At 69.4% G+C, this 26,865-nt stretch carries 23 protein-coding genes; 7 read left to right on the top strand and 16 right to left on the bottom strand.

Annotated elements, in window-relative coordinates; all coding sequences use genetic code 11:
* Positions 1-77: 77 nt before the first annotated feature.
* The 3 genes from orn to M2283_RS16030 form a co-directional block, all read right to left on the bottom strand.
* Positions 78-680, bottom strand: a complete 603-nt coding sequence (gene orn / locus M2283_RS16040) for an oligoribonuclease (RefSeq protein WP_124000181.1) — start codon at positions 678-680, stop codon at positions 78-80.
* Between the two features lie 169 nt (positions 681-849).
* Entirely contained in the window at positions 850-2,055 is a 1,206-nt protein-coding gene (locus M2283_RS16035; RefSeq protein ID WP_280876876.1) for a helix-turn-helix domain-containing protein, read from the bottom strand.
* 378 nt (positions 2,056-2,433) lie between these two features.
* Entirely contained in the window at positions 2,434-2,754 is a 321-nt protein-coding gene (locus tag M2283_RS16030; RefSeq protein WP_280876875.1) for a hypothetical protein, read from the bottom strand.
* A 311-nt stretch (positions 2,755-3,065) separates the two neighbouring features.
* Between M2283_RS16030 and M2283_RS16025 the strand changes: the two genes are divergently transcribed.
* Positions 3,066-3,593, top strand: a complete 528-nt coding sequence (locus tag M2283_RS16025; RefSeq protein WP_280876874.1) for a universal stress protein — start codon at positions 3,066-3,068, stop codon at positions 3,591-3,593.
* Between the two features lie 135 nt (positions 3,594-3,728).
* On the top strand, positions 3,729-4,292 hold the full coding sequence (locus tag M2283_RS16020; protein ID WP_280876873.1) for a GPR1/FUN34/YaaH family transporter: 564 nt from the start codon (positions 3,729-3,731) through the stop codon (positions 4,290-4,292).
* A gap of 60 nt (positions 4,293-4,352) precedes the next feature.
* On the opposite strand, the gene glmS is transcribed toward M2283_RS16020, so the two are convergent.
* Both glmS and M2283_RS16010 read right to left on the bottom strand, forming a co-directional pair.
* Positions 4,353-6,170, bottom strand: a complete 1,818-nt coding sequence (glmS, locus tag M2283_RS16015) for a glutamine--fructose-6-phosphate transaminase (isomerizing) (RefSeq protein ID WP_280876872.1) — start codon at positions 6,168-6,170, stop codon at positions 4,353-4,355.
* A 68-nt stretch (positions 6,171-6,238) separates the two neighbouring features.
* Positions 6,239-6,496, bottom strand: a complete 258-nt coding sequence (locus tag M2283_RS16010) for a hypothetical protein (RefSeq protein ID WP_280876871.1) — start codon at positions 6,494-6,496, stop codon at positions 6,239-6,241.
* Between the two features lie 186 nt (positions 6,497-6,682).
* Between M2283_RS16010 and M2283_RS16005 the strand changes: the two genes are divergently transcribed.
* Entirely contained in the window at positions 6,683-8,281 is a 1,599-nt protein-coding gene (locus tag M2283_RS16005) for a purple acid phosphatase family protein (RefSeq protein ID WP_280876870.1), read from the top strand.
* An 82-nt stretch (positions 8,282-8,363) separates the two neighbouring features.
* Here M2283_RS16005 and M2283_RS16000 read toward each other — a convergent pair whose 3' ends face one another.
* Positions 8,364-9,251, bottom strand: a complete 888-nt coding sequence (locus M2283_RS16000; RefSeq protein ID WP_280876869.1) for a DUF4429 domain-containing protein — start codon at positions 9,249-9,251, stop codon at positions 8,364-8,366.
* An 85-nt stretch (positions 9,252-9,336) separates the two neighbouring features.
* Here M2283_RS16000 and M2283_RS15995 point away from each other — a divergent pair, with 85 nt between their 5' ends.
* Entirely contained in the window at positions 9,337-10,941 is a 1,605-nt protein-coding gene (locus tag M2283_RS15995; protein ID WP_280876868.1) for a beta-N-acetylhexosaminidase, read from the top strand.
* Between the two features lie 80 nt (positions 10,942-11,021).
* Here M2283_RS15995 and M2283_RS15990 read toward each other — a convergent pair whose 3' ends face one another.
* The 10 genes from M2283_RS15990 to M2283_RS15945 all read right to left on the bottom strand — a co-directional run bounded on the left by M2283_RS15990 (position 11,022) and on the right by M2283_RS15945 (position 23,967).
* Positions 11,022-12,803 (bottom strand): IucA/IucC family protein, encoded by a 1,782-nt coding sequence (locus M2283_RS15990; RefSeq protein ID WP_280876867.1) that lies wholly within the window; start codon positions 12,801-12,803, stop codon positions 11,022-11,024.
* A complete protein-coding gene (locus M2283_RS15985; protein ID WP_280876866.1) occupies positions 12,800-13,333 on the bottom strand; it encodes a GNAT family N-acetyltransferase in 534 nt (177 codons plus the stop codon). The genes M2283_RS15990 and M2283_RS15985 overlap by 4 nt, the downstream gene beginning before the upstream one ends.
* Positions 13,330-14,613 carry a lysine N(6)-hydroxylase/L-ornithine N(5)-oxygenase family protein gene (locus M2283_RS15980; RefSeq protein ID WP_280876865.1) on the bottom strand — a complete coding sequence of 428 codons (1,284 nt, stop codon included), beginning with the start codon at positions 14,611-14,613 and terminating at the stop codon, positions 13,330-13,332. Before M2283_RS15980 ends, M2283_RS15985 begins: the two co-directional genes overlap by 4 nt.
* Entirely contained in the window at positions 14,597-16,039 is a 1,443-nt protein-coding gene (desA, locus tag M2283_RS15975; RefSeq protein ID WP_280876864.1) for a lysine decarboxylase DesA, read from the bottom strand. The genes M2283_RS15980 and desA overlap by 17 nt, the downstream gene beginning before the upstream one ends.
* Before the next feature lie 127 nt (positions 16,040-16,166).
* Positions 16,167-17,030: a siderophore-interacting protein gene (locus M2283_RS15970; protein WP_280876863.1), complete on the bottom strand. Its 864-nt coding sequence runs from the start codon at positions 17,028-17,030 to the stop codon at positions 16,167-16,169.
* Positions 17,031-17,100: 70 nt separating this feature from the next.
* Complete coding sequence (locus M2283_RS15965; protein WP_280876862.1) at positions 17,101-18,147, bottom strand: ABC transporter substrate-binding protein; 1,047 nt, start codon at positions 18,145-18,147, stop codon at positions 17,101-17,103.
* 148 nt (positions 18,148-18,295) lie between these two features.
* Positions 18,296-19,456 (bottom strand): acyl-CoA dehydrogenase family protein, encoded by a 1,161-nt coding sequence (locus M2283_RS15960; protein ID WP_280876861.1) that lies wholly within the window; start codon positions 19,454-19,456, stop codon positions 18,296-18,298.
* Positions 19,457-19,462: 6 nt separating this feature from the next.
* Positions 19,463-20,407, bottom strand: coding sequence for a hydroxymethylglutaryl-CoA lyase (locus tag M2283_RS15955; RefSeq protein ID WP_280876860.1), 945 nt, complete (start codon positions 20,405-20,407; stop codon positions 19,463-19,465).
* The gene (locus tag M2283_RS15950; protein WP_280876859.1) at positions 20,404-22,335 is read right to left on the bottom strand and encodes an acetyl/propionyl/methylcrotonyl-CoA carboxylase subunit alpha; all 1,932 of its coding nucleotides are present in this window, start codon (positions 22,333-22,335) and stop codon (positions 20,404-20,406) included. Before M2283_RS15950 ends, M2283_RS15955 begins: the two co-directional genes overlap by 4 nt.
* 15 nt (positions 22,336-22,350) lie before the next feature.
* Positions 22,351-23,967, bottom strand: coding sequence for a carboxyl transferase domain-containing protein (locus M2283_RS15945; protein ID WP_280876858.1), 1,617 nt, complete (start codon positions 23,965-23,967; stop codon positions 22,351-22,353).
* 95 nt (positions 23,968-24,062) lie between these two features.
* On the opposite strand from M2283_RS15945, the gene M2283_RS15940 reads away from it, so the two are divergent.
* The 3 genes from M2283_RS15940 to M2283_RS15930 all read left to right on the top strand — a co-directional run bounded on the left by M2283_RS15940 (position 24,063) and on the right by M2283_RS15930 (position 26,860).
* The gene (locus tag M2283_RS15940; protein ID WP_280876857.1) at positions 24,063-24,653 is read left to right on the top strand and encodes an SACE_7040 family transcriptional regulator; all 591 of its coding nucleotides are present in this window, start codon (positions 24,063-24,065) and stop codon (positions 24,651-24,653) included.
* 132 nt (positions 24,654-24,785) lie between these two features.
* Positions 24,786-25,943, top strand: coding sequence for an acyl-CoA dehydrogenase family protein (locus M2283_RS15935; RefSeq protein ID WP_280876986.1), 1,158 nt, complete (start codon positions 24,786-24,788; stop codon positions 25,941-25,943).
* A 50-nt stretch (positions 25,944-25,993) separates the two neighbouring features.
* Positions 25,994-26,860 (top strand): acyl-CoA thioesterase, encoded by an 867-nt coding sequence (locus tag M2283_RS15930; RefSeq protein ID WP_280876856.1) that lies wholly within the window; start codon positions 25,994-25,996, stop codon positions 26,858-26,860.
* Positions 26,861-26,865: the final 5 nt, after the last annotated feature.

Below are 26,865 nucleotides of genomic sequence, written 5' to 3'. Positions count from 1 at the left end.
CCGGTCGTTCAATCAGGGATTTTCCGACCGGCCGAGAAAAAGTGTACAGGGTCCGAAGGGGTGCTCGTGCACGGGTTTTAACGGGCGGGCAGCACGTGCTTCGCGGCGATCGTGCGGGCCGTGTCCGAGTCGGGGCCGGGCTGCGGGACGAAGATCGCCTCGCGGTAGTAGCGCAGTTCCGCGATGGACTCGCGGATGTCGGCGAGGGCGCGGTGGTTGCCGTTCTTCTCCGGGCTGTTGAAGTACGCCCGCGGGTACCAGCGTCGGGCCAGTTCCTTCACCGAGGAGACGTCCACGATGCGGTAGTGGAGGTACTCCTCCAGCGTCGGCATGTCACGCAGCAGGAAACCGCGGTCGGTACCGACCGAGTTGCCGCACAGCGGGGCCTTGCCGGGCTCCTTGACGTGTTCTCGGACGTAGGCGAGAACCTGCTCCTCGGCGTCGGCGAGCGTCGTACCGCCGTCGAGTTCGTCGAGCAGTCCGGAGGCGGTGTGCATCTGGCGCACCACGTCCGGCATCGTCTCAAGGGCCTCGGCCGGCGGACGGATGACGATGTCCACGCCCTCGCCGAGCACGTTCAGCTCGGAGTCGGTGACCAGGGCGGCCACCTCGATGAGCGCGTCGTCGGACAACGAGAGGCCGGTCATCTCGCAGTCGATCCACACCATGCGATCGTTCATGCGACCACCCTAAAGGTGACGTCCGCTTTTAGGTGCCCCGCGTTGTCGTGGACGTCCACTGGGAGCTGCGCCCCCAGGCCCCCGCTTCGCCCTGGACGGCCTCGTCCTCGAACGCCGGACGAGCTGAGTTGATCAACTCGTCCGGCGTTCTGAGGTACAGGGCCCGAGGTCAGCTACCGGTACGCGGCCCCGGCACACTCGCCGACAGTGACGACCCCGCGCCGATCGCGCTGGCCGCCGTGCGGCGGGTCTGCATCGGGACCGGGCCCTCGGGCGGGAGCGCGGTGACCGGTCCCGACGGGAGCGACGGGCCGGTGGGGCCAGGCGTGCCCTCGGGGTCGGTCGGGCGTTCGCTCTGCGGGCGACGGGCGCGGTACGCGGCGCGGTACGCCGCCGGCGACGAGCCGAGCTGGCGGCGGAAGTGCCCGCGCAGCGCCACCGGCGAACGGAAGCCGCAGCGCCCCGCGACCTCGTCCACCGAGTAGTCCGACGTCTCCAGCAGACGCTGTGCCTGCAGGACCCGCTGCGTGATCAGCCACTGCAGCGGGGCACTGCCCGTCAGCGAGCGGAAGCGGCGGTCGAACGTACGACGGCTCATGTACGCGCGCGCGGCGAGCGTCTCCACGTCGAACTGCTCGTGGAGGTGCTCCAGCGCCCAGGCGACGACCTCGGCGAGCGGGTCGGCGCCGATCTCTTCTGGTAAAGAGCGGTCCAGGTAGCGTTCCTGACCTCCCGTCCGGCGCGGCGGGACGACCAGACGACGGGCCAGCGCGCCGGCCGCCTCGTTGCCGTGGTCGGTCCGCACGATGTGGAGACAGAGGTCGATGCCCGCGGCCGTACCGGCGGACGTCAGTACGTCGCCGTCGTCCACGAACAGTTCTCTCGGATCCACGTGCACCGACGGATAGCGCTTGGCCAGCGTCGGTGCGTACATCCAGTGTGTGGTCGCGGGGCGGCCGTCCAGCAGGCCCGCCGCGGCGAGGACGAAGGCGCCGGTGCACAGTCCGACTATGCGGGCGCCTTCTTCATGGGCCCGGCGCAGTGCGTCGAGCGCGTCCTCGGGTGGCGGTGAAGTGATCGAGCGCCAGGCCGGTACGACGACCGTGCCCGCGCGTGAGATCGCTTCCAGGCCATGTGGTGCGGTGAGTTCCAGCCCCCCTGTGGTCCGCAGCGGGCCTTCTTCGCCGCCGCACACCAGTAGTCGGTAGCGCGGCACGCCGGCGTCCTGGCGGTCGATCCCGAACACCGACAGCGGTATGGAACTCTCGAAGATGGGGCCGCCGCTGAACAGCAGCACCGCGACGATCTCCTTGCGGCGTCGCCCGGAAAGCTTCCGGGCCGCGGCTTCCGGCGCGGCAGTGGAGTCGTGGCTCATACTGCTAAGCCCCCCTCGGTGGTCGCGGCTCCTCGGTTGTGTCGCTCCTGCACGTTTCCCCTCGGTCCTGCACGAGTCCCCCGCCGTAAGACGTCAAGATCGAATCTACTGTGTCCCGTGGTGCCGGGGTGACCCAGTTCGGGAACCGGCACATTGTCGACATGGCAACTTGGCGTGAAGCATTCGATCACGAAGCGTTGCACTCGTGGGCCGTGCAGGGAAGTGCGCCTTGTCGCAGTGGCCAATCCACGTAGGGTACGCAGGGTCTCCGGGACCCTTTCCGTGCAGGTGGAACGGGGGTTGGGGGGTAGTGGGGGTAAGGAACGCGCCCTGGCCGGAAGTTGGCTGAAAAGCGTCGTGAGTGTGTGCGGAAACCGGTCAGCCGACCGGTGTACTTCCCCCAGTGTGCCGCCCACCCCTGCGGGCCCCCGCGCCGGCCCTGTGCCGGTGGCCACGGGAGGGCGCCTGCTCGGCCGCCCGCATCTGGGCGGCGCCCCGCTCGGACTGCCGCAACAGCAGGCGGCACACGGCGGTGACGGCGGCGAGTCCGAGGGCCGTACCTGCGGCGCCGGCGAGCGAGCCGCCGTACCAGAGGAGAACCACGGGGACCAGGACGCAGCTGAAGGCGGCCCAGCGGACGACGTCGGTCACGGAGTCCTGGGGCGGGGTGGTCTGGGGGGTGGCGTGCGGTCCGGACATGCGTGCTCCCTGGGGCGGTGGCTCACGGGGTTCAACGCCTGTTCGAGCGGTCGGTCACTGTACGCCCCCCTCTTACCGGCCGCACGGTAAGTGAATCCTGTGCAAACCGCCTGTACAGCGCAGCAACCATTGCGTTACGGGCGCCCCCTCGTGCATGCTCCCTGGAACCCCCACGCATGGGGGGCGGGATCTGCGCTAAGGAGGCGTGCCGCCGTACCCTTGGGGGTATGGGGTTGGGAAGATAATTCCCGGACACAGCTCCGCAGCACACTGTCGTCCCTCCCAAAAAGGATCAAAACGCCGAGACAGCCATGGCCGGTCACGAATACTTCGAACCCGCGGACCGCAAGCGGCCCGTCGCCGACCCCACGGCGGCCGAGCCCCTGGCGGCGAAAGAACCACGCCATTCCTGCGATCCAGCCTTCAAGCACGGCGTCGTCGTCGGCTTCGACGGCTCCACCTCCAGTGAGCGCGCCCTGGCGTACGCCATCGGCATGGCCCACCGCTCCGGCTCGGGCCTGATCATCGTCCACGTCGCCAACCGGCTGCCCACCACGGTGTGGGCCGGCTGCGAGCCACCGGTCTTCGTCGACGTGCCGGACCACCGCACCGAGGTGCTCGGTCTGGAGCTGGCGTGCGCCGAGTACTTGGCGGAGGTCCCCTGGATCCTCGTCGAGCGCGGCGGCGACATCTGCCACGAACTCGAAGAGGTGGGGCGGGAGTACGAGGCGGACGCGATCGTCGTCGGCTCGACCCACGGCATCGTCGGACGCATCTTCGGCTCCGTCGCGGGGCGGCTCGCCAAGCGGGCGCAGCGGCCCGTCGTCGTCATCCCCTGACTCGTCATCCCACAACTCGTAGGTCGAACTCGCCGGTCGGCTCCGAATTCACTGCTGTGCAGAGGTGTTTGTGTCCTTGTGAAGGGCATATATCGGTCACACCGCACAAACGCACATGCATGAAGGGAGCCCGCCGTGGACAATGACGTCTCTGCGGGAAGCACCACCTCGATCGTCGGCCGACTCGCCCTGGGAATCACCCTGTTGGCGTTCGGACTCGGCTACGCCGATGTGATCGACGGGGTGTCGGCGGCTGACGCCGTATCACTGGCCCACTACGTAGGCGGAGTTGCACTGTTCGTCGCCGGACTGTTCGCGTTCCGCGACGGCGACACCCTGACCGGTACGGCGTTCACGGCGTTCGGCGCGCTGTGGTTCACCTGGGCCGTGACCGCCGGTGACTCCATGTCGGACAACGCGGCGGGGCTGTTCCTGGTCCTGTTCGCCCTCGTGGCCCTGTCGGTGACCCTCGCGGGTGGGGATCAGCTGACGCAGGGTATGTACGGCCTGTTCTTCGTCTCCCTCGTGCTGCTCGCCATCGCCCAGTTCGCCGGAAGTGACGGTCTGGGCAAGGTCGGTGGGTGGTTCGGTGTCGCTGCGGGGGCTGTCGCCTGGTATTCGGCGACGGCCGCGTTGGCCCATTGGCCGACGGTGCTTCCGCGGCGGGCTGCGGGCCGGGGCGTGACGGCAACCGGCTGATCGGCAGCGGAAAGAACCCCCACGTGCAGGAGGCACACGTGGGGGTTCTTTCTGTCGGAATTACTCCACCGTCACCGACTTCGCGAGGTTCCTCGGCTTGTCGATGTCGCGGCCCAGGGCCAACGCCGTGTGGTACGCCAGGAGTTGGAGGGGGATGCCCAGGAGGATCGGGTCGAGTTCGGGCTCGTTCCTGGGGACCACGATCGTTTCGTCGGCCTTTTCCTGGGGCTGGTGGGCGACCGCCAGGATTCGGCCGCTGCGGGCCTTGATCTCCTCCAGGGCGGCGCGGTTCTTCTCCAGGAGGTCGTCGTCGGGGACGATCGCGACCGTGGGGAGGGCGGGCTCGATCAGGGCGAGGGGGCCGTGCTTCAACTCCGAGGCGGGGTAGGCCTCCGCGTGGATGTAGGAGACCTCCTTGAGCTTCAGGGAGGCCTCGCGGGCCACCGGGTAGCCCCGGACGCGGCCGATGAAGAGCATCGAGCGGGCGTCGGCGTACTGCTCGGCCAGCTTCTTGATCTCCTCCTCCCGGCTCAGGATCTCGGTGATCTGCTCCGGCAGCTTGCGCAGGCCCTCGATGATCCGCTTGCCGTCGCGGACCGAGAGGTCGCGGGTGCGGCCCAGGTGCAGGGCGAGCAGGGCGAAGGCGACCGTGGTGTTGGTGAAGCACTTCGTGGAGACCACGCAGACCTCGGGCCCCGCGTGGACGTAGATACCGGCGTCCGCCTCCCGCGCGATCGCCGAGCCGACCACGTTCACCACGCCGAAGACCCGCGCGCCCTTGCGCTTCAGCTCCTGGACGGCGGCGAGGACGTCGTAGGTCTCACCGGACTGGGAGACGGCGACGTACAGGGTGTCGGGGTCGACCACCGCGTTGCGGTACCGGAATTCGGAGGCCGGCTCGGCGTCCGCGGGGATGCGGGCCAGCTCCTCGATCATCTGGGCGCCGATCAGGCCCGCGTGGTACGAGGTGCCGCAGCCGAGGATCTTCACGCGGCGGATCTGCCGGGCCTCGCGGGCGTCCAGGTTCAGGCCGCCGAGGTGCACGGTGGAGAAGCGGTCGTCGATGCGGCCGCGCAGGACGCGGTCGACGGCCTCGGCCTGCTCGTGGATCTCCTTGTGCATGTACGTGTCGTGGCCGCCCATGTCGTAGGAGGCCGCCTCCCACTCCACGGTGGTCGGCTCCGACGTCGTACGGGTGCCCTCGGTGGTGTACGTGCGGAAGTCGTCGGCCTTGAGGGTGGCCATCTCGCCGTCGTCGAGAGTCACTATCTGCCGCGTGTGGGCGACCAGCGCGGCGATGTCCGAGGCGACGAACATCTCCTTCTCGCCGACGCCGAGGACGACCGGGGAGCCGTTTCGCGCCACCACGATGCGGTCGGGGAAGTCGGCGTGCAGCACGGCGATGCCGTACGTGCCCTCGATCACCCGGAGGGTCTCGCGGACCTTCTCCTCCAGGGTCTCGGCCTGGGCGCGGGCGATGAGGTGGACCAGGACCTCGGTGTCGGTCTCGGAGAGGAACACGACGCCGTCCGCCTCCAGCTTGCGGCGCAGGTCGGAGGCGTTGTCGATGATGCCGTTGTGGACGACGGCGACCTTGCCCTCGGCGTCCAGGTGCGGGTGGGCGTTCACGTCGGAGGGGGCGCCGTGGGTGGCCCAGCGGGTGTGGGCGATGCCGGTGGTGCCCTTGAAGCGGGCCGGGACCTTGGCCTCCAGGTCACGCACCCGGCCCTTGGCCTTGACCGTCTTCAGGCCTGCCGTCTTCGGGGAGGTGACGGCGATGCCCGCCGAGTCGTAGCCGCGGTACTCCAGTCGCTGCAGGCCCTCCAGGAGGAGGGGCGCCACATCACGCTTCCCGATGTATCCGACGATTCCGCACATGTATACGTATTCCCCTAGTCGTTAGTCATTGCCGGCTCGGCTCGGCCGTCCCAGCCGTGCCGGCCGGCTCAGCCGTAGACCATGCGGCGCAGCTGCCTGAGCGTGAGCTCCGGCGGCGCGACCGCCCGGTATTTCAGGTCCGCCTCGATCCGGTCGAAGATCTCCGCGTTCACCAGGCCCTGGGCCTGCAGCTCGCGGTGGCGGCGACGGACGTACTCCGTGGTCGTCTCGTCGAAGTAGGCGAGCACCTCCTGGATCACCCGTAGCGCCTCGCCCCGGCTCAGGGGTGAGGAGCGCGTCAGGTGATCAACGAGTTCGTCGTGCACCCGGTCGATCCTGGGGTACCGAAGAGCGTTTCGCAAGAATCCTGCCCGATATCGGGCAGAGGCCTGTTGGCAAGCTTTGGGAGAACGTTGAATCTCTCATGGACCTCTGTTCGCAGCCTGTCCATTCCGCGTCTTGCGCCTCGTTGTCTGGGGGGACGAGTTTCAGACGCCATGGACATTCCTCGTATGGGCGTACCCGAGCAGCTGGCCGAGCGCATGAGCATGGCCGAGCAGCACGAGTACCTGCGCGCCAAATTCTCGCGGCGCAACCTGATGAGAGGCGGCGCCGTGACGATCGGCGCCGTCGCCGGTGGCGCGTTCGTGCCGGGTGCGGTCGCGCAGGCCGCGGTTCCCACCCTGGGGGTACCTCCCACGCCCTTCGGGCAGTGGGGGAGCACCGCCCCCGCGACCGAGACGGTCGACGGCTCGCTCGTCTCCCCCTTCGGCCGCCACCTCGCCTTCGGCAACGACGCCAGCACCGAGATGACCGTCTCGTGGCAGGTGCCGCTCCCGGTGAAGAAGCCCTTCATCCGCATCGGCGCCCACCCCTGGGACCTCTCCCGCAAGATCGAGGCCGAGGTCCGCTCGCTCTACACGCCGGCCGGTGTGGGCGCGAGCGGCGACCACACCCAGTACTACGTGCACGCCAAGCTGACCCACCTGCGCCCCGGCAGGACCTACTACTACGGCGTCGGCCACCAGGGCTTCGACCCGGCCGAGCCGCACCTGCTGGGCACCCTGGGCACCTTCACCACCGCGCCCGACCGCAAGAAGTCCTTCACCTTCACCGCCTTCGGCGACGAGGGCGTCGGCTACCACGGCCTGGCCAACAACAGCCTGCTGCTGGGCCAGAACCCGGCCTTCCACCTGCACGCCGGCGACATCTGCTACGCCGACCCGTCCGGCGGCGGCGTGACCTCCGACACCGGCTTCGACTCGCGCGTGTGGGACCAGTTCCTCGCCCAGACCGAGTCGGTCGCCAAGTCCGTCCCGTGGATGCCGGCCTACGGCAACCACGACATGGAGGCCTGGTACTCGCCCAACGGCTACGGCGGCGAAGAGGCCCGCTGGAGCCTGCCGGACAACGGCCCCGACCCCAAGAACCTGCCGAGCGTCTACAGCTTCACCTACGGCAACACGGCGATCATCTCGCTCGACGCCAACGACATCTCCTTCGAGATCCCGGCCAACCTCGGCATCTCGGGCGGCACGCAGACCAAGTGGTTCGAGAAGCAGCTGAAGAAGTTCCGCGCCTCTCACGACATCGACTTCATCGTCGTGTTCTTCCACCACTGCGCGTACTGCACCTCCACCGCGCACGCCTCGGAGGGGGGCGTGCGCCAGGAGTGGGTGCCGCTGTTCGAGAAGTACACGGTGGACCTGGTCATCAACGGCCACAACCACCAGTACGAGCGCACCGACGTCATCAAGGGCGACAAGGTCGTCAAGAAGCTGCCGGTCGGCGAGACCGCGTACCCCGAGACCGAGGGTGTCGTCTACGTGACGGCGGGCGCGGCCGGCCGCAGCCTGTACGCGTTCAGCGCGCCGGACTCCTACGAGGGTCACGTGAAGGACGTCGAGTCCGTCGCCTCCTTCATCAACACCAAGTCCGGCAAGGTCAACGAGACCGTCACCTGGTCCCGGGTCCGCTACCTCAACTACTCGTTCCTGCGCGTGGACGTGGAGCCCGCCTCGCGCGGCCACTACGCCAAGCTGAAGGTGTCCGGCATCGCCGAGACCGGCGACCGCATCGACCACTTCACGGTGGCCCGCAAGGCCAAGTGACCGCCGTCGGGCGCCCGGAAGGCGGGGCGTACCGGTGAAGCGGTGACAGATGAAGCAGTGACCGACAGGCGGTCCTCGCGCGCTACATGCGCTTGAGGATCGCCTGTTTGGCCAGGGTGAACTCCTCGTCGGTCAGCACCCCCGTGCTCCGCAGTTCGCCCAACTCGCGCAGCCTGCGCAGCAACGCGTCGTGGCCGTCCTCAACCGGGTCGGCGGCGGGCGCGAGTTGGCGGGGGGAGGCGTCCTGCGGCGGTACGTCCGCGGGGACGGCGGCCGGGTGCGGGAGACGGGCCTGGACGGCCGCCGCGACCAGGGCCATCAGCGGGTCCTTCTTGAAGCCCCACAGCTCCACCGAATTGGGGTCGTACTTCGGCGGCGCCTTGGTCGGCGCGTGCCGCACGGTGAAGCGCAGATGCCCGTTCTCCAGACCGACCGCGGGCTGCCACTCGACGCCGACGATGTCGGCGACCGGCAGAGCGCGCACCCCGGCGGCGGCCTTGGCGTCCTCGGTCTTCCAGTTCCACTCCAGGCGTACGCGCTCACCGTCGAAGCTCGCCGTGCCGTCCCCGGCCGAGACCGACAGCGGCACGGACGGGCCGGGCAGCAGATAGCCGTCCACCGGGTCGGCCGGCACCTCGTCCAGCAGCAGCGCGTTGCGGACCTCGTCCACGAAGTACTCGGCGACGCCGTAGCGGTCGGACTCGACCAGCAGTTGGTAGGGGTCGTTCGGCTCGGCGAGCCGGCCGCCGGTCGCGTGCAGCAGCGGGTCGGCGCCGTCGCGCAGCCGCAGTCTGAGCCTCCCCGTCTTGCGGCCCTGTTCGAACGAGACGCCCGCCAACGCGCCCAGCGGCACGATGAGTTCGCCCAGGGTCCTGCGCAACAGGCTGACGTTCTTGTCTCGTCCGGGAGTCAGTCGCAGGGCGTCGCCGTCGAACGCCCAGGTGCCGTCCTTCTGGAGGATTTCCGCCATGGAGGGATTGTTTCACCGGATCTGCGGGAGAGTGGTCTTGACCAATCTTGTCCCTCCACTCTGGTCACAGTTGAAGGGAGCGCATGTGAGACGGCACCACAGAACGACTCCCCGCATGGTCCGGGTCCTCGGATCCCTGCTGCTCGTCGCCGCGGCCGGCACGTTCACCGCCGGTGCGGCACCGACCCCGACGACACCCGCCGCGACCCCGCTCGACCGGGTCGTCCCCGCGCCCGCCTCGGTCAGACCCGGCGGAGCGCCGTACCGGATCACCCGTGACACCGCCATCAAGGTCAGCGACCACCGCGAGGCCCGCCGCGTCGGTGAGTACCTGGCGGCCGTGCTGCGCCCGTCCACCGGCTATCCGCTGCCGGTGACCACCCGGGGGCGCGGCGGCATCCGGCTGCACCTCGACCCCGGACGGTACGGCGCCGAGGGCTACCGCCTGGACAGCGGAAGCGGCGGCGTCACCATCACCGCCGGCGCCCCCGCCGGCCTCTTCCACGGCGTGCAGACCCTGCGCCAACTGCTGCCCGCCACCGTCGAGATGAAGTCGGTGCAGCGCGGCCCGTGGACCGTGGCCGGCGGCACCGTCGAGGACCGCCCGCGCTACTCCTACCGCGGCGCGATGCTCGATGTCTCCCGGCACTTCTTCACCGTCGGCCAGGTCAAGCGCTACATCGACGAACTCGCCCTCTACAAGATCAACAAACTCCATCTGCACCTCAGCGACGACCAGGGCTGGCGCCTGGCGATCGACTCCTGGCCGCGCCTGGCGACCTACGGCGGTTCAACCCAGGTCGGCGGCGGCCCGGGCGGCTTCTACACCAAGGCCGAGTACAAGGAGATCGTCCGGTACGCGTCCTCCCGTTTCCTGGAGGTCGTCCCCGAGATCGACATGCCCGGCCACACCAACGCGGCCCTCGCCTCGTACGCCGATCTCAACTGCGACGGCGTGGCGCCCCCGCTCTACACGGGCACCGAGGTCGGCTTCAGTTCGCTGTGCGCGTCCAAGGAGGTCACGTACGACTTCGCGGAGGACGTGATCCGCGAGCTGGCCGCGCTCACCCCCGGCCGCTATCTGCACATCGGCGGTGACGAGGCGCACTCCACCAGCCATGAGGACTATGTGAAGTTCATGGACCGGGTGCAGCCGATCGTCGCCAAGTACGGGAAGACGGTGGTCGGTTGGCACCAGCTGACCGGCGCGCACCCGGCCAGGGGGGCGCTCGCCCAGTACTGGGGCATGGACGACGCCAGTGCCGAGGAGAAGGCCCAGGTCGTGGCGGCGGCACAGAACGGGACCGGACTGGTCCTCTCGCCGGCCGACCGGCTCTACCTCGACATGAAGTACACCGAGGACACCCCGCTCGGCCAGGACTGGGCCGGACTGGTGGAGGTGAGGCGGGCCTATGACTGGGACCCGGGCAACTACCTTGCCGGGGCGCCGAGTTCGTCCATCAAGGGCGTGGAGTCCCCGCTGTGGACCGAGACGCTTGTGACGAGCGCCGACCTTGAGTACATGGCCTTCCCGCGGCTCGCGGGCACGGCCGAACTCGGCTGGTCGCCGGCCGCCACGCACGACTGGGACGCCTACAAGGTGCGGCTCGCTGCGCAGGCTCCGCGGTGGGACGCGCTGGGGATCTCGTACTACCGCTCTCCGCAGGTGCCTTGGCCCAGTAGCGGCTGAGGAGCCCTGTGGTTCCCGGCAGTTGAGAAATAGACGGGCACCCCGGAGGACCGTACTCCGAGGTGCCCGCCGCTCTGGGGTCAGAACCCGGCGATGGGGTTCTTCAGGTTGCCGATCAGCTGCAGCGCGCCGGCCGGGTCCGCCAGGTCGACCATCTGCTTGTTGTTGCGCAGCTGGAGCCGGTTGAGGCAGGACAGCGCGAACTCGGGCGCGAACATGTCGTACTGCTCGAACTTCTCGGCGAGTTCGGGCAGCGACGCCTGGTACTCACGGGTGACGTCGGCGACCGTGCGCCAGAAGTCGTCCTCCTCCAGGATTCCCTCGGTCGCGAGGTTCGCGGCGAGGAAGCGGAAGAAGCAGTCGAAGACGTCCGTGAAGACGGACAGGAGCTTCTTCTCCTCCGGGACCTCCACGCGGATCCGCCGGACCTCGGGCGGCAGCACCGCGTCCGGGTCCATGACGGCGATCTCCTCGGCGATGTCCTTGTAGATCGCGCGCCGCACGACCCCGTCCTTCAGGACCAGGATCACGTTCTCGCCGTGCGGCATGTAGACCAGGTCGTAGGCGTAGAAGCTGTGCAGCAGCGGGGTGAAGTAGGCCCGCAGGTAGTGGCGCAGCCACTCGGTGGGCGCGAGTCCCGACTGCTCGATCAGCGCGCCCGCGAACGACGCGCCCTCGTGGTCGATGTGGACGAGGGAGGCCATGGTGGCCAGCGACTCGCCCTCCTGGAGGGAGGAGACGGGGCTCTCGCGCCACAGCGCCGCGAGCATCTTGCGGTACGGCGAGTAGCGGTCGGTCGCCTTCTCGTACTCCAGGTGCCGGTAGCCGACGGCCGCCCGCTCACGGATGATCGACAGGCCCGTCGACTTCAACACCGGGTCGCCCTCGACGAGTTGGGCGAGCCAGTCGTTGATGGCCGGGGTCGCCTCCATGTACGCGGCCGAAAGTCCGCGCATGAAGCCCATGTTGAGGACGGACAGGGCCGTCTTCACATAGTGCTTGTCGGGGTGCGAGTTGTTGAAGAAGGTCCGGATGGACTGCTGGGCCAGGTACTCGTCGTCGCCCTCGCCGAGGCAGACCAGGTGGCCGCGGGCGATCTCGGCCGCGAAGGTGACGGTGAGCTTGTTCCACCACTGCCAGGGGTGGACCGGGATCAGCAGATAGTCGTCGGCGTCGAGGCCCTGCCCGGTGAGCTGGTCACGGAACCGCTCGACGGTCGCCTCGCCCAACTCCTCGCGCACGAAGGACTCGTACTCGATGCCGACACCCGCGGTGAACGCGGCGCGGGAGCGGTGCGCGGCCAGCCAGACCAGGCGGACCGGGCTCGCGGTCTCGGGGGCGTACGAGAGGTACTCGTGGATGCCGAAGCCGAGCCTGCCGTTGTTGGCGACGAAGCAGGGGTGGCCCTCGGTCATGCCGGTCTCGATGGCCTGGAAGTCGCTCTTCACCAGTTCGGCGGAGGGCACTTGGGGCTTGGTGAGCTTGAAGCAGGTGCCGGAGAGGGTGGAGGAGATCTCCTCCAGGTAGACCGGCAGGATCTCCTCGCTCAGGCCCAGCGTCTGCTGCAGCTCGATGAAGAAGTCCAGTGCGGCGAGCGGGAGTTCGGCGTTGTCCCGGCTGCGCGTGATCGAGTCGGCGTCCACCTGCCAGTGGTCCAGGGCGTGCCGGGCGGCGGCGAAGCGGTAGCGGGTCAGCCCGTCGTCGCTGCGGACGACGTACGAGTCCCCGTCTTTGTCCCCGACCGGCTCCGGCGTGATGAGCCGCTCGTGCGCGAACTCGGCGAGGGCCTTGCGGATCAGCTGGCGGTTGGCCTGCTCCCAGCGTTCGGGGGAGAGGTGGGCCACGGCGTCGGTGAGGCTCATGCGGGCACCCCCGTCGTCGCCAGGCGGAACTGTTCGCGGGTGCAGAAGCTCAACAACGCCATTTTCTCCGGCTTTTGTATCTCACGTTCGGGCACGAACCCGACCGCTTCGTTCAGGGCGTGCACGGCCGTGTTGGACACGTCCGGCTCGACGACCACGCGTTCGGTCGCCGGGTCCTCGAAGAGGTGCGCCAGTACGGCGGTGATGACGGCCCGGGTGAACCCGTGGACGGGCGTCTCGGTCGCCGGGGTGAGGAAGTGCATGCCGACGTCACCGGGCAACGGCTCGTACAGCCCGACCAGTTCGCGGTGCGCGGGGTCGTACTTCTCCATCAGGAAGACCGGCACGCCGTCCCGCAGGCCGAGCAGCGCGTGGTGGTGCGGGTCGGCCGCGATCTCCGTGTACGCGCGCTCGACATCCTCCAGCTTGGCGTCCTGCATCATCCAGTAGGCCGCCTTGGGCTGGGTGACCCAGGAGTGCAGCAACTCGGCGTCCTGGAGCGGGTCCAGGGGGCGGAAGGTGAAGGTCATACGGCGAACTCCTGGAACGCGATGGTCTTCTCGACCGGGTAGTACTCGCTGCCGAGCAGCTCGCGGATGATGGAGCTGTTGCGGTAGGCGCCCATGCCCAGGTCGGGGCTGGTGATGCTGTGGGTGTGCGCGCCGGCGTTCTGCAGGAAGACGCCCCGGCCCGTGGCGTCGATCGCGTAGTTGCGGGCCACGTCGAAGTTGCCGTGCACGTCGTAGCACAGGCGGTTCTTGATCGGGCGCAGGAACTCGGGCTCGGCGTACCGGTAGCCGGTGGCCAGGACCAGGCCCTGCGACTGAAGGTCGTAGTCCTTGCCCTGCTCCTCCTGGCGGAACGAGAGCGTGTACGTGCCGTTCTCATGACGGGCGCTGTTCAGCGCGGAGTTGGTGAGCAGGCGCGTGGGCACGGGACCGCCGAGGTTCTTCTGGTAGAGCAGGTCGAAGATCTCGTTGATCAGGTCGCCGTCGATGCCCTTGAACAGGCCCTTCTGCTCGGCCGTCAGCCGGTAGCGGGTGGCTTCGGGCAGCTCGCGGAAGTAGTCGATGTACTCCGGGGAGGTCATCTCCAGCGTGAGCTTGGTGTATTCGAGCGGGAAGAAGCGCGGCGAGCGCGTGACCCAGTTCAGCCGGTAGCCGTGCACGTCGATCTCGCTGAGCAGGTCGTAGTAGATCTCGGCGGCGGACTGGCCGGAGCCCACCAGCGTGATCGACTCCTTCTTGACCAGCTCCTCCCGGTGCTGCACATAGCGGGAGTTGTGGATGAAGTCGCCGCCCAGACCCTCGCAGGCCTCGGGGATGTACGCCGGGGTACCGGTGCCGAGGACCAGCCTGCGGGCACGGAACACCTCGCCGGCCGCGGTCCGCACGACGTACAGCCCGTCCTCGTCCCGGTACGTCACCTCGGTCACCGTGGTGCTGAAGCGGACGCTGCTCAGTTGGTTCGCGGCCCAGCGGCAGTAGTCGTCGTACTCGACCCGCAGTGGGTAGAAGTTCTCCCGGATGTAGAACGAGTAGAGCCGGCCGCGCTCCTTGAGGTAGTTGAGGAAGGAGTACGGGGAGGTCGGGTCGGCCAGCGTGACCAGGTCCGACATGAACGGGGTCTGGAGGTGCGCGCCCTCCAGGAACATGCCCGCGTGCCACTCGAAGTCCGGCTTCGACTCCAGGAAGACGCCGTCGAGTTCGTCGATCGGCTCGGTCAGGCAGGCGAGGCCGAGGTTGAACGGGCCGAGCCCGATCCCCACGAAGTCGTGGATCGCGGACGGGGTTTCAGGACGCGCGGTCAAGGGACTCTCCCAGGTACTGCTCGGCGTGGCCGGCGATCAGGTCGAGGACGGCGGCGATGTCGGCCGCCGTGGTCTCGGGGTTGAGCAGGGTGAACTTGAGGTAGTGGCGGGCGCCCACCTTGGTGCCCGCGACCACCGCGTCGCCGGAGGCGAACAGGGCCTTGCGGGCGTACAGGTTGGCGCGGTCGATCTCGGCCGGGTCGGTGACGGCGGCCGGTATGTAGCGGAAGACGAGGGTGGAGAGCGTCGGCTCGACGACGACGTCGAAGCGCGGGTCGGCGGCGAGCAGCTTCCAGCCCTCGACGGCCAGGTCGCAGACCTCGTCGAAGAGTTCGCCGATGCCGTCGGCGCCCATCACACGCAGCGTCATCCACAGCTTGAGCGCGTCGAAACGGCGGGTGGTCTGCAGGGACTTGTCGACCTGGTTGGGGATGCGCTCGGAGACCATCCGGCGGGGGTTGAGGTACTCCGCGTGATAGGTCGCGTGGCGCAGGGTCGAGGCGTCCCGGACCAGCACGGCGGACGAACTCACCGGCTGGAAGAAGGACTTGTGGTAGTCGACGGTGACCGAGTCGGCGCGCTCGATGCCGTCGATGCGGTGCCGGTGCCTGAGCGAGGCGAGCAGCCCGCAGCCGTAGGCCGCGTCGACGTGCATCCAGACGCCGTACTGCTCGCACAGTTCGCCGATCTCGGGCAGCGGGTCGATGGAGCCGAAGTCGGTGGTGCCGGCGGTGGCGACGACGGCCATCGGGACCAGGCCGTCCTGCTTGCAGCGCTCCAACTCCCGGGCGAGGGCGACCGTCTGCATCCGCTTGTCGTGGCCGACGGGGATCGAGACGACGGAGTCCTGGCCGAGGCCCAGCAGTTTCGCGGACTTCTTCACGCTGAAGTGGCTGACCTCGGAGGCGAAGATGCGCAGTTTGGCGAGCGAGTCGGTCTTGGACTCCTCGCGGGCCAGCAGCAGGGCCTGGAGGTTGGACTGGGTGCCGCCGGAGGTGAACACGCCGTCGGCGTTCTCGCCGAGGCCGATGCGGGCGTTGGTCCAGTCGATGAGTTTGCGCTCGATCAGGGTGCCGCCGGCCGACTGGTCCCAGGTGTCCAGGGAGGAGTTGACGGCGGACAGGACGGCCTCGCCGAGCACCGCCGGGATGACGACCGGGCAGTTGAGGTGGGCGAGGTAGCGGGGGTGGTGGAAGTAGATCGCGTCCCGGAGGTAGACCTCCTCCAGTTCGTCGAGCACGGCCGCGGTGTCGAGCAGCGGGGTGTCCAGGTCGATCCGCTCGATACGGGGAGCGAGGGCGTCGACCGTGACGCCGGTGAACGGACGGTCGGTGGCAGCGAGTTTGGCGGCCACCCGCTCGACGCCGTCGGTCACGGAGCGGCGGTACTGCTCCGCGGTCGTGTCATTGAGCAGGTGCGAGCGCATGGTGCGTGGTCCTCCGGTGGGGGCGGGGAAAGGGGGCCCGGGGCGTTACTTAGGTTAGCCTAACCTAAGTAACGCGAACGAAACCCTGCCCCTGCCGTGACTGTGATCACGCGAGTCCCAGCGGTAACTACCCGGCCGCGCGCAGCTCTTCCTCGTTCATCCCGTGCCGCCAGTACCCGACGAACGTCACCCGCCGCCGGTCGATCCCGCGCTCGCGCACGAAGTGCCGCCGCAGCGCCTTCACACGCCCGGACTCGCCCGCGATCCACACGTACGGCCGCTCGGCGTCCGGGAGTTGGGCATCGCGCAGCGCGGCGAGGGCCATGGGGGACCCCTCGCCGCGGGTCTGTCGGGCCTGTTCGGCCTCGTCGGCGACCAGCCAGGTGATCTCGGCGTCCGCCTCCGTCGCCAGGTCCTGGACGTCGCCGGCGGTGGGCACCTCCAGCCAGGCGCGCACGCGCTGCCCGGCCGGGAGGGCTTCGAGGGTCGCCGAGATCGCGGGGAGTGCGGTCTCGTCACCCCACAGCACCACCAGGTCGGCGTCCTGGGGCGGCCGGAAGCGGATCGCGCGGTTGTCCGCGATCGCCGGGCCGAGCAGGACGACGCGGTCACCGGCGGCGGCTTCGGCGGCCCAGGCGGAGGCCGGTCCGGCCGGGGTGTGCAGCACGAAGTCGATGTCGATCTCGACGGTGTTCCCGCGCGCGTCGCGGCGCAGCCCCCGGAGCGTGTACGAGCGCATCACGGCCCGTACGTCGTCCGGGAGTTCACGCCACGCCTGCCACCAGCCGTCACCCAACTCGTAGGGCACGGCGGGCTCTTCCTGGCCGGGGTGCGGCAGGAAGAGGGAGAGCGACTGATCGCACCCGTCGGAGAGGAAGTGCCGCAGATCCTCCCCGGCGAAGCCGACCCGGACCAGAGACGGACCGAGCCGCCTCGTCCGTACGACCCGGAGGGAGAAGAAACGGAACGGGGCGGCTACGGCCGTCGACATGCGTACTCCTAAGGGGGCGTGCCCGGGGTCCTCTTGGGGTGTGCCCGGGCTCCTCCGGGGTGTGCCCGGGTCAGCTGACCTTCTTCGCGTTCTCGATCGCCTCGGCGAGGGCGGTGAGCTGCGGGGTGACCTTGGCGTAGGACAGGATCGGCTCGGTGGAGCGGGGGATGACCTGGCCGGCCTTGACGGCGGGCAGCTTCTTCCAGGTGGCCTCGGTGATGTCGGCCGGCTGGATGGCCGAGGAGCGGTCGTCCATCATGATGACGTCGGCCTTGTACTTGTCGACGTTCTCCCAGCTCAGGCTCTCGTACCAGCCGCCGCCCGTCTTCATGGCGCTGGCCGGCGGCTCGACGAAGTTCACGCCGAGCGCCTTGAAGTACTCCAGGTCGATGGAGAGGTTGCTGCCGGAGACGTAGAACAGGTCCTGGCTCGCGGAGCCGGCCATCACCTTGATGTCGGGGTTGGCCTTCGCGGCGGCGCGCAGCCGGGTGGCGGCCGTCTCGAAGGCGGTCTTGGACTCCTTGACCCGGGCGGCCGTCATGTCGGCGCCGAGGGACTCGGCCAGCGCCCACATGCGCTGCAGGGGCTCGGTGATCTGGCGGTCGTAGACGGAGACGCCGACGCTGGGCGCCAGCTTGGCGATCTTGTCCTTGGAGGCCTCGGGGACGTACCAGAGGGTGCCCGCGTCGTCGAACATCGTGGTGATGAGCAGCTGCGGGCCGAAGGCCGCGTACTCCTCCACGTTGAACTGGTCCCACACGTTGCCGAAGACCGTCAGCTTGCTGACGTCCATGTCGCCTGCCTGGACGTCGGCCTTGCCGTCCTTGGTCTTGGTCGGGCCGAACACGCCCTTGACGTCGATGCCGTAGTCGAACAGGGCGGCGGCGACGCCGACGAAGGCGACGATCTTCGTCGGGGCGGCGTCCAGCTTCACGGTCGTGCCGCGGTCGTCCTTGAAGGTCCAGGCACCGGACTCGGCACCCGCACTCTCCGAGCCGGAGCCGCCGCTTTTCGCGTCGTCGTCCCCGCAGGCCGCGAGCGCGGCCCCGAGGCCGAGGGCGCCACCGACGGCGAGGAGGCCGCGGCGGGTGAAGTGGCTGGCACGGGCATTGGACATGGGTATGGCTGCTTTCGAACGGGGCGGAGCGTCCGCCGGACAAGTTCGAAGGTAGGTTAGCCTAACCTCAGCTTCCGTCCAGGGGGCGGGGTGGGCCACCGCCTGCCGGGATTCCTGTGACCGGCGCCACGGCGACCCACCCTCGAAGCTATCCCGCCAGCCCCAACTCCCTGGCGATCAGCATCCGCTGCACCTCGCTCGTCCCCTCGCCGATCTCCAGGATCTTCGAGTCCCGCCACATCCGGGCCACCGGGTACTCGTTCATGAAGCCGTACCCGCCATGGATCTGTGTGGCGTCGCGTGCGTTGTCCACCGCGATCGTGGAGGAGTAGAGCTTGGCGAGGGCGGCCTCTTTCTTGAAGGGGGCGCCGGAGACCAGGCGGGCGGCGGCGTCGCGCCAGGCGAGGCGGGAGGTGTGGGACCTCATCTCCATGTCGGCGATCTTGAACTGGATGGCCTGGTTGGCGCCGATGGGGCGGCCGAAGGCGTGGCGTTCCTTGGCGTACTTGACCGACTCGTCGACGCAGCCCTGGGCCAGGCCGGTCGCCAACGCCGCGATCGCGATGCGGCCCTCGTCCAGGATGCGCAGGAACTGGGCGTAGCCGCGGCCCAGTTCGCCCAGCAGGTTGGCCGCGGGGACGCGGACGTCCGCGAAGGACAGCTCGCGGGTGTCCGAGGCGTTCCAGCCGACCTTGGAGTACGGCGCCGCGACGGTGAAGCCGGGCGTGCCGGACGGGACGATGATCGAGGAGATCAGGGGGCGGCCGTCGGGCTTGCGGCCCGTCACCGCCGTGACCGTGACCAACCCCGTGATGTCCGTGCCCGAGTTGGTGATGAAGCACTTGGTGCCGTTGATCACCCATTCGTTCGTCGACTCGTCGAGGCGGGCGGTCGTGCGCGTCGCGCCCGCGTCCGAGCCGCCGTCCGGTTCCGTCAACCCGAACGCGCCCAGCATCTCGCCCGAGCACAGGCGCGGCAGCCACTCCTGCTTCTGCGCGTCCGTGCCGAAGAGGTGGATCGGCATCGCGCCGAGTGAGACGCCCGCCTCCAGGGTGATGGCCACGGACGAGTCGACGCGGGCCAGTTCCTCCAGGGCCACGCCCAGCGCCAGATAGTCGCCGCCCATACCGCCGTACTCTTCCGGGAACGGCAGCCCGAACAGGCCCATGCGGCCCATCTCGCGGACGATCTCGTACGGGAACTCGTGCCGTTCGTAGAAGTCGCCGATCTTGGGGGCCACGACGTCGTGCGCGAACTCCTCGACGGTGCGCCGGAGTTCTTCGAGTTCGGGGGAGAGCCGGAAGTCCATGAGTGATCACTGGTCCTTGTGGGAGAGGGCCCGGACGGTGCGGGAAGGGCTGGGTCGGCCCAGTTGTTCGGCCATCCACACGCTGGTGGCGACGAGGCGGCCGAGGTCGACTCCGGTCTCGATGCCGAGACCCTGGAGCATCCAGACGAGGTCTTCGGTGGCGAGGTTCCCGGTGGCCGACTTGGCGTACGGGCAGCCACCGAGGCCTCCGGCGGAGGCGTCGACGGTGGTGACCCCGTGTTCCAGGGCCGCGTAGGTGTTGGCCAGGGCCTGCCCGTAGGTGTCGTGGAAGTGCACGCCGATGACGTTCGTCGGCACGCCCTGTTCGTTGAGTGCGGAGAGCAACTCCAGTACGTGGCCCGGGGTCGCCACGCCGATGGTGTCGCCGAGGCTCAGTTCGTCGCAGCCCATGTCCAGCAGCGCCCGGCAGACGCGGACGACTTGATGAAGGGGGACCGCGCCCTCCCAGGGGTCACCGAAGCACATGGAGACATAGCCGCGCACATGGGCGCCCTCGTCCCTGGCGCGGGTCACGACGGGGGCGAACACGGCCAGCGACTCATCCACCGTGCGGTTGAGGTTGGCCTTCGCGAAGGACTCGGTGGCGCTGGCGAAGACGGCGACACGGGTCGCCCCCAGGGAGAGGGCCCGGTCGAGTCCGCGGCCGTTCGGCACCAGCACGGGCAGCTCGACGCCCTTCAGCTCCCGCACCTGCGGGAACAGCTCCTCCGCGTCGGCCAGTTGAGGCACCCACTTGGGGTGGACGAAGCTCGTCGCCTCGATCGTCGTCAGGCCCGCGTCGGCCAGCCGGCGCACGAACTCCGCCTTCACCTCCGTCGGCACCGTCGACTTCTCGTTCTGCAGGCCGTCGCGCGCGCCGACCTCGTGGATGCGCACCCGGGCCGGCAGATCCGACGCCGGGACGGTCATCGGGAGTCCCTGAACGGTCATTCCGTCGCCTCCTCGTGCGGTGCGATCACGGCGAGCACCTGGTCCATGGCGACCGTGCCGCCCGGCGCCACGTCCAGCGCGGTGACCGTGCCGGCGTGCGGGGCGGAGACGACGTGCTCCATCTTCATCGCCTCGACCACCAACAGGCTCTGGCCCGCGCTGACTTCGTCGCCCACGGCCACCTTCACCACGGTCACCGTGCCGGGCATCGGCGCGGTCAGCGAGTCGGCGCCCGCCTGCCCCGCGCGCGTGAGGGACGCGGCCACCGGATCGTGGTCCCGCACCTGCCAGGCGTCGCCGTCCCGGCCGAGCCAGTCGGCCGCGCGGTGGAAGGTGTGGCGGACGCCATCGAGGGTGACGGAGACCTGGTCCGCGGTGACGGTGTGGCTGCCGCGCGGAACGTACTCCACGGGCTCGGTCACCCTCAGCTGGAAGCCGACCGGCTTCGGAGTACCGCCCAGCCGCCAGCCGTCCGGCACCGAGAAGGGATCGGTCCAGCCGTCGTTCTTCGGACGGAGTGCCTCCAGCCGTACGGCGGCCGCCGCCTCGTACACCTCCTCGGGCACCTCGTCCGTGATGAGGGAGTCCACCTCCCGCTCGACGAGCCCGGTGTCCAACTCGCCTGCCACGACTGCCGGATGGGCGAGCAGCCGCCGTAGAAAACCGGCGTTGGTCGGCACGCCCAGCGTGACCGTGTCCGCGAGGGCGCCCCGGAGCTTCCTGAGCGCGGTCGCGCGGTCGGGGCCGTAGGCGATGACCTTGGAGAGCATCGGGTCGTAGAGACTGCCGACCTCGGTCCCTTCGGAGAGCCCGGAGTCCGTGCGGACGCCGTCGCCGGAGGGTTCGTTCAGTTTCAGGACGGTGCCGCCGGACGGCAGGAAGCCGCGCGCGGGGTCTTCCGCGCAGATGCGTGCCTCGATGGCGTGCCCGGTGAGGGCGATGTCCTCCTGGCCGAAGGGGAGTCGCTCGCCCGCCGCCACTCTCAGCTGCCACTCCACCAGGTCGAGCCCGGTCACCAACTCCGTGACCGGGTGCTCCACTTGGAGCCGGGTGTTCATCTCCATGAAGTAGTACGAGGACGGGTCGACGCCCGGCACGATGAACTCCACCGTGCCCGCGCCCCGGTACCCGCACGACCGCGCCGCCTGCACCGCGGCCTCGCCCATCGCCGCGCGCGTGGCCTCGTCCAGCAGGACGCTCGGCGCCTCCTCGATGACCTTCTGGTGCCGCCGCTGGAGCGAGCATTCGCGCTCGCCGAGATGGACGACGTTCCCGTGGCCGTCGGCCAGGACCTGGATCTCGATGTGCCGGGGGCGGTCCACCCACCGCTCGACGAGCAGCGTGTCGTCGCCGAAGGAGGCGCGGGCCTCACGGCGGGCGGCGGCGATCTCCTCGGCCAGCATCGAGGCGTCGCGCACCAGGCGCATGCCCTTGCCGCCACCGCCGGCCGACGGCTTCAGCAGCACCGGCATCCCGATCTCCCGGGCGGCGTCGGCGAGTTGGGTGTCCCTCAGTCCGCTGCCGCTGGACCCGGGGACGACCGGCACCCCGGCCGCCCTCACCGTCTCCTTGGCATGGATCTTGTCGCCCATCAACGCGATGGACTCCGCCGCCGGCCCGATGAAGACGAGCCCCGCGTCGGTGCACGCGCGCGCGAAGGCCGCGTTCTCCGCGAGGAAGCCGTAGCCCGGGTGCACCGCCTGGGCGCCGGTGCGGGCGGCGGCCTCCAGGATCCGCTCCGCCGACAGATAGCTCTCGGCCGCCGGGGCAGGACCGATCCGTACCGCGGTGTCTGCCTCGCGCACATGGCGTGCGTCGGCGTCCGCGTCGGAGAAGACGGCCACCGAGCGTACACCGAGCGAGCGCAGCGTACGGATGACGCGGACCGCGATCTCGCCGCGGTTGGCGACGAGCACTGTGTCGAACACGATTCCCCTCCTCCTCTACATCCGGAAGACGCCGAACTGGGGGTCACCCAGGGGCGCGTTGGCACAGGCGGTCAGGGCCAGGCCCAGCACCTGGCGGGTCTCCAGCGGGTCGATGACGCCGTCGTCCCAGAGGCGGGCCGTGGCGTAGTAGGCGTTGCCCTGGCGCTCGTACTGCTGCCGGATCGGGGCCTTGAAGGACTCCTCGTCCTCGGCGGGCCACTGCTCCCCGCGCCCTTCCAACTGGTCCCGCTTGACGGTCGCGAGGACCGAGGCGGCCTGCTCGCCGCCCATGACGGAGATCTTGGCGCCGGGCCACATCCACAGGAAGCGGGGGGAGTAGGCCCGCCCGCACATCGAGTAGTTGCCCGCGCCGTACGAACCGCCGACCACGACCGTCAGCTTCGGCACGCGCGTGCAGGCCACCGCCGTGACCATCTTGGCGCCGTGCTTGGCGATGCCGCCGGCCTCGTAGTCCTTGCCGACCATGAACCCCGAGATGTTCTGCAGGAACACCAGCGGGATCCCGCGCTGGTCGCACAGCTCGATGAAGTGGGCGCCCTTCTGGGCGGACTCGGAGAACAGGATGCCGTTGTTGGCGACGATCCCCACCGGGTGGCCGTGGATCCGGGCGAAGCCGGTGACCAGGGTCTGCCCGAACTCCGACTTGAACTCGGCGAACCGGGAGCCGTCGACCACGCGCGCGATGATCTCGCGCACGTCGTAGGGGGTGCGGGAGTCGACCGGGACCGCCCCGTAGAGCCCGTACGGGTCGACCTTCGGCTCGACCGCCTCGGTGACCTCCCAAGGGAGGGGCCCGCGCGCGGGGAGCGTCGCGGCGATGTTCCGGACGATCCGCAGCGCGTGCGCGTCGTCCTCCGCGAGGTGGTCCGTCACGCCCGACACACGCGCGTGGACGTCACCGCCGCCCAGCTCCTCGGCCGTCACGACCTCGCCGGTGGCGGCCTTCACCAGGGGCGGGCCGCCCAGGAAGATAGTGCCCTGGTTGCGGACGATGACGGCCTCGTCGCTCATGGCCGGGACGTACGCGCCGCCCGCCGTGCACGAGCCCATGACGGCGGCGATCTGCGGGATGCCGGCGCCGGACATCCGGGCCTGGTTGTAGAAGATCCGCCCGAAGTGGTCGCGGTCGGGGAAGACCTCGTCCTGCATCGGCAGGAAGGCGCCGCCGGAGTCGACCAGGTAGATGCAGGGGAGGCGGTTGTCGAGGGCTACCTCCTGCGCGCGCAGGTGCTTCTTCACCGTCATCGGGTAGTACGTGCCGCCCTTGACGGTGGCGTCATTGGCGACGATCACGCACTCGCGCCCCGAGACCCGCCCGATCCCGGCGACCACCCCGGCGGCCGGCGCCTGGCCCTCGTACATCCCCTCGGCGGCCAGCGGAGCCAGCTCCAGGAACGGCGACCCAGGATCCAGCAGGGCGTCCACCCGGTCCCTGGGCAGCAGCTTCCCGCGCGCGGTGTGCCGGGCCCGCGCCTTCTCGCCGCCGCCGAGCCGGGCCGCGGCCAGCTTGCCGCGCAGCTCCTCGGCGAGCGCCCGGTGCGCCGCCTCGTTGGCCCGCCACGCCTCCGACGCGGGATCTTCCGCGCTCGTCAGCTCCGGTGCCTCTTGCATCCTGCGGTCCCCTCACCCAGCGATCTACTGTTAATGAGCGTTAACCATTTCCTTCAGGTTAACGACCGCTAACCTCCCTGTCTAGAATTGCTTCCATGGCCACCAGAACCGACGCCCCCACCCGCCGTGAGCAGATCCTCAAGGAAGCCGCGCGGCTCTTCGCCGAGCGCGGTTTCCACGGCGTCGGGGTGGACGAGATAGGCGCCGCGGTCGGCATCAGCGGCCCCGGTCTCTACCGCCACTTCCCGGGCAAGGACGCGATGCTCGCCGAACTGCTGGTCGGCATCAGCGGACAGCTCCTGACCGGCGGCAAGCGCCGGGTCGCGGAAGCCGACGACAACCCCGAGACGCTCCTGGACTCGCTCATCGAGGGCCACATCGACTTCGCCCTCGACGACCGCCCCCTCATCACCCTCCACGACCGCGAGCTCGACCGCCTCCGCGACAGCGACCGCAAGCTGGTCCGCCAGCTCCAGCGCCAGTACGTCGAACTGTGGGTGGAGACCCTGCGCAAGGTGTATCCGGACCTGGCGGAGCCCGCGGCGCGTTCAGCGGTCCACTCGGTCTTCGGCCTCCTCAACTCCACCCCGCACCTGGGCCGCCCCGGCTGCCTCCCGGGCCGCGGGACGACGGCGGAGCTGCTGCACCGGATGGCGCGGGGGGCCTTCGCGGCGGCCGGGGGATGATGGGCGTCGCTGCCGGAAGCGTGACGAGCGTTACGGGGGCGCTCCACTGGACGCTCTCCCTACCCGCCGGTACCGTTGGGTTCTGAGCAAGCGCTTAGACATTGACCCTTGAGGCAGCTGGAGGTGGCGGCGGTGCGCCGTACGGTGTTTGACGAGGACCACGAGGCGTTCCGGGAGACTCTGCGCGCCTTCATCGAGGCCGAGGTCGTCCCCGTCTACGACGAGTGGTTCGCCGCCGGCCAGGCGCCGCGCGACTTCTACTACAAGCTCGCCGAGCTCGGCATCTTCGGCATCCGCGTCGACGAGGAGTACGGCGGCGCCGGCATCGACTCGTACAAGTTCGAGGCCGTGATGTACGAGGAGACCGCGCGCGCCGGTGTCCAGTTCGGCGGCTCCGGTGTGCACGTGCTGCTCGGTCTGCCGTACATCAAGACGCTCGCCACCGACGAGCAGAAGAAGCGCTTCCTGCCGAAGTTCGTCTCCGGCGAGGAGATGTGGGCGCTGGCGATGACCGAGCCGGGCACCGGCTCCGACCTCGCGGGCATGAAGACCACCGCCAAGCTCTCCGAGGACGGCACGCACTACGTCCTCAACGGCTCCAAGACCTTCATCACCGGCGGTGTGCACGCCGACCGCGTGATCGTCTGCGCCCGCACCTCGCCGTCCACCGCCGAGGACCGCCGCTTCGGCATCTCCCTCTTCGCCGTGGACACCAAGTCCGAGGGCTACTCCATCGGCCGCAAGCTGGACAAGCTCGGCCTGAAGACCTCCGACACCGCCGAGCTGGCGTTCGTCGACGTCAAGGTGCCCGCCGAGGACCTGCTGGGCGAGGAGAACAAGGGCTTCTCCTACCTCGGCCACAACCTCGCCTCCGAGCGCTGGGGCATCGCCTTCGGCGCGTACGCGCAGGCCAAGGCCGCCGTCCGGTTCGCCAAGGAGTACGTCCAGGAGCGCACCGTCTTCGGCAAGCCGGTCGCGTCCTTCCAGAACACCAAGTTCGAACTGGCCGCCTGCCAGGCCGAGGTGGACGCCGCCGAGGCCGTCGTTGACCGCGCCCTTGAGGCCCTGGACGCGGACGAGCTGACCCCCGCCGAGGCCGCCAGCGCCAAGCTGTTCTGCACCGAGGTCGCGCACCGCGTCATCGACCGCTGCCTCCAGCTGCACGGCGGCTACGGCTTCATGAACGAGTACCCGATCGCCCGCCTGTACGCGGACAACCGCGTCAACCGCATCTACGGCGGCACCAGCGAGATCATGAAGACGATCATCGCGAAGGACATGGGTCTGTAGGACATGGACCTGTAAGGTCCCCGAAATTACTGGCCAGTAGAAATGACCTCATGAGCCAGGCACTACAGGATCTCCTCGATCTGCTCGACCTGGAGCAGATCGAGGAGAACATCTTCCGCGGCCGGTCCCGGTCCGCCGTCGTCCCGCGCGTCTTCGGCGGACAGGTCGCGGCCCAGGCGCTGGTCGCCGCCGGACGGACGGTCCCCGAGGACCGTCTCGCCCACTCCCTGCACGCGTACTTCCTGCGCACCGGCGACCCGGGCGCGCCCATCGTGTACACCGTCGACCGCATGAACGACGGCCGCTCCTTCACCGCGCGCCGCGTCCTAGCGATCCAGCACGGACAGCCGATCTTCGCCCTGTCCGCCTCCTTCCAGCGCTACGAGGAGGGCTTCGAGCACCAGGCCGCCATGCCGGCCGCCCCCGACCCGGTCACGCTGCCCACCTCCGAGGAGCGCCTGCGCGGCTACGACCACCTGGACCCGGCCGTGGTCGAGAAGTTCCTGGAGGCCCGCGAGGCGATCGACCTGCGCTACGCCGAGGAACCGCCGTACGGAAAGTTCGGCGAGCCGCGCGAGGCGCACTCCCAGGTCTGGTTCCGCACCAACGGCAAGCTCGCCGACGACCCGCTGCTGCACGTCGTACTCGCCACCTACGTCTCCGACATGACGCTGCTCGACTCGATCCTCCTCGCGCACGGCCGCGGTGGCTGGGCGGTCGGTGACGTCGTCGGCGCGTCCCTGGACCACGCGATGTGGTTCCACCGCCCCTTCCGCGCCGACGAATGGCTCCTGTACGACCAGGAGTCGCCGTCCGCGCACGGCGGCCGGGGTCTGGGCCAGGCCCGTATCTACACGCAGGACGGCCGGCTGGCGATTTCGGTGATCCAGGAAGGCGTGGTCCGCGTCCCTCGGTGAGACTG

It is taken from the genome of Streptomyces pseudovenezuelae (assembly GCF_029892565.1).
GTDB lineage: Bacteria > Actinomycetota > Actinomycetes > Streptomycetales > Streptomycetaceae > Streptomyces > Streptomyces pseudovenezuelae_A.
This window is presented reverse-complemented; position numbering and strand designations above follow the sequence as displayed.

Bases quoted from the DNA above. Each gene is read 5' to 3' on its own strand.
- orn (WP_124000181.1), bottom strand. From the start codon at position 680: ATGAACGATCGCATGGTGTGGATCGACTGCGAGATGACCGGCCTCTCG.
- M2283_RS16035 (WP_280876876.1), bottom strand. From the start codon at position 2,055: ATGAGCCACGACTCCACTGCCGCGCCGGAAGCCGCGGCCCGGAAGCTT.
- M2283_RS16030 (WP_280876875.1), bottom strand. From the start codon at position 2,754: ATGTCCGGACCGCACGCCACCCCCCAGACCACCCCGCCCCAGGACTCC.
- M2283_RS16025 (WP_280876874.1), top strand. From the start codon at position 3,066: ATGGCCGGTCACGAATACTTCGAACCCGCGGACCGCAAGCGGCCCGTC.
- glmS (WP_280876872.1), bottom strand. From the start codon at position 6,170: ATGTGCGGAATCGTCGGATACATCGGGAAGCGTGATGTGGCGCCCCTC.
- M2283_RS16005 (WP_280876870.1), top strand. From the start codon at position 6,683: ATGGGCGTACCCGAGCAGCTGGCCGAGCGCATGAGCATGGCCGAGCAG.
- M2283_RS16000 (WP_280876869.1), bottom strand. From the start codon at position 9,251: ATGGCGGAAATCCTCCAGAAGGACGGCACCTGGGCGTTCGACGGCGAC.
- M2283_RS15990 (WP_280876867.1), bottom strand. From the start codon at position 12,803: ATGAGCCTCACCGACGCCGTGGCCCACCTCTCCCCCGAACGCTGGGAG.
- M2283_RS15985 (WP_280876866.1), bottom strand. From the start codon at position 13,333: ATGACCTTCACCTTCCGCCCCCTGGACCCGCTCCAGGACGCCGAGTTG.
- desA (WP_280876864.1), bottom strand. From the start codon at position 16,039: ATGCGCTCGCACCTGCTCAATGACACGACCGCGGAGCAGTACCGCCGC.
- M2283_RS15970 (WP_280876863.1), bottom strand. From the start codon at position 17,030: ATGTCGACGGCCGTAGCCGCCCCGTTCCGTTTCTTCTCCCTCCGGGTC.
- M2283_RS15965 (WP_280876862.1), bottom strand. From the start codon at position 18,147: ATGTCCAATGCCCGTGCCAGCCACTTCACCCGCCGCGGCCTCCTCGCC.
- M2283_RS15960 (WP_280876861.1), bottom strand. From the start codon at position 19,456: ATGGACTTCCGGCTCTCCCCCGAACTCGAAGAACTCCGGCGCACCGTC.
- M2283_RS15955 (WP_280876860.1), bottom strand. From the start codon at position 20,407: ATGACCGTTCAGGGACTCCCGATGACCGTCCCGGCGTCGGATCTGCCG.
- M2283_RS15945 (WP_280876858.1), bottom strand. From the start codon at position 23,967: ATGCAAGAGGCACCGGAGCTGACGAGCGCGGAAGATCCCGCGTCGGAG.
- M2283_RS15940 (WP_280876857.1), top strand. From the start codon at position 24,063: ATGGCCACCAGAACCGACGCCCCCACCCGCCGTGAGCAGATCCTCAAG.
- M2283_RS15930 (WP_280876856.1), top strand. From the start codon at position 25,994: ATGAGCCAGGCACTACAGGATCTCCTCGATCTGCTCGACCTGGAGCAG.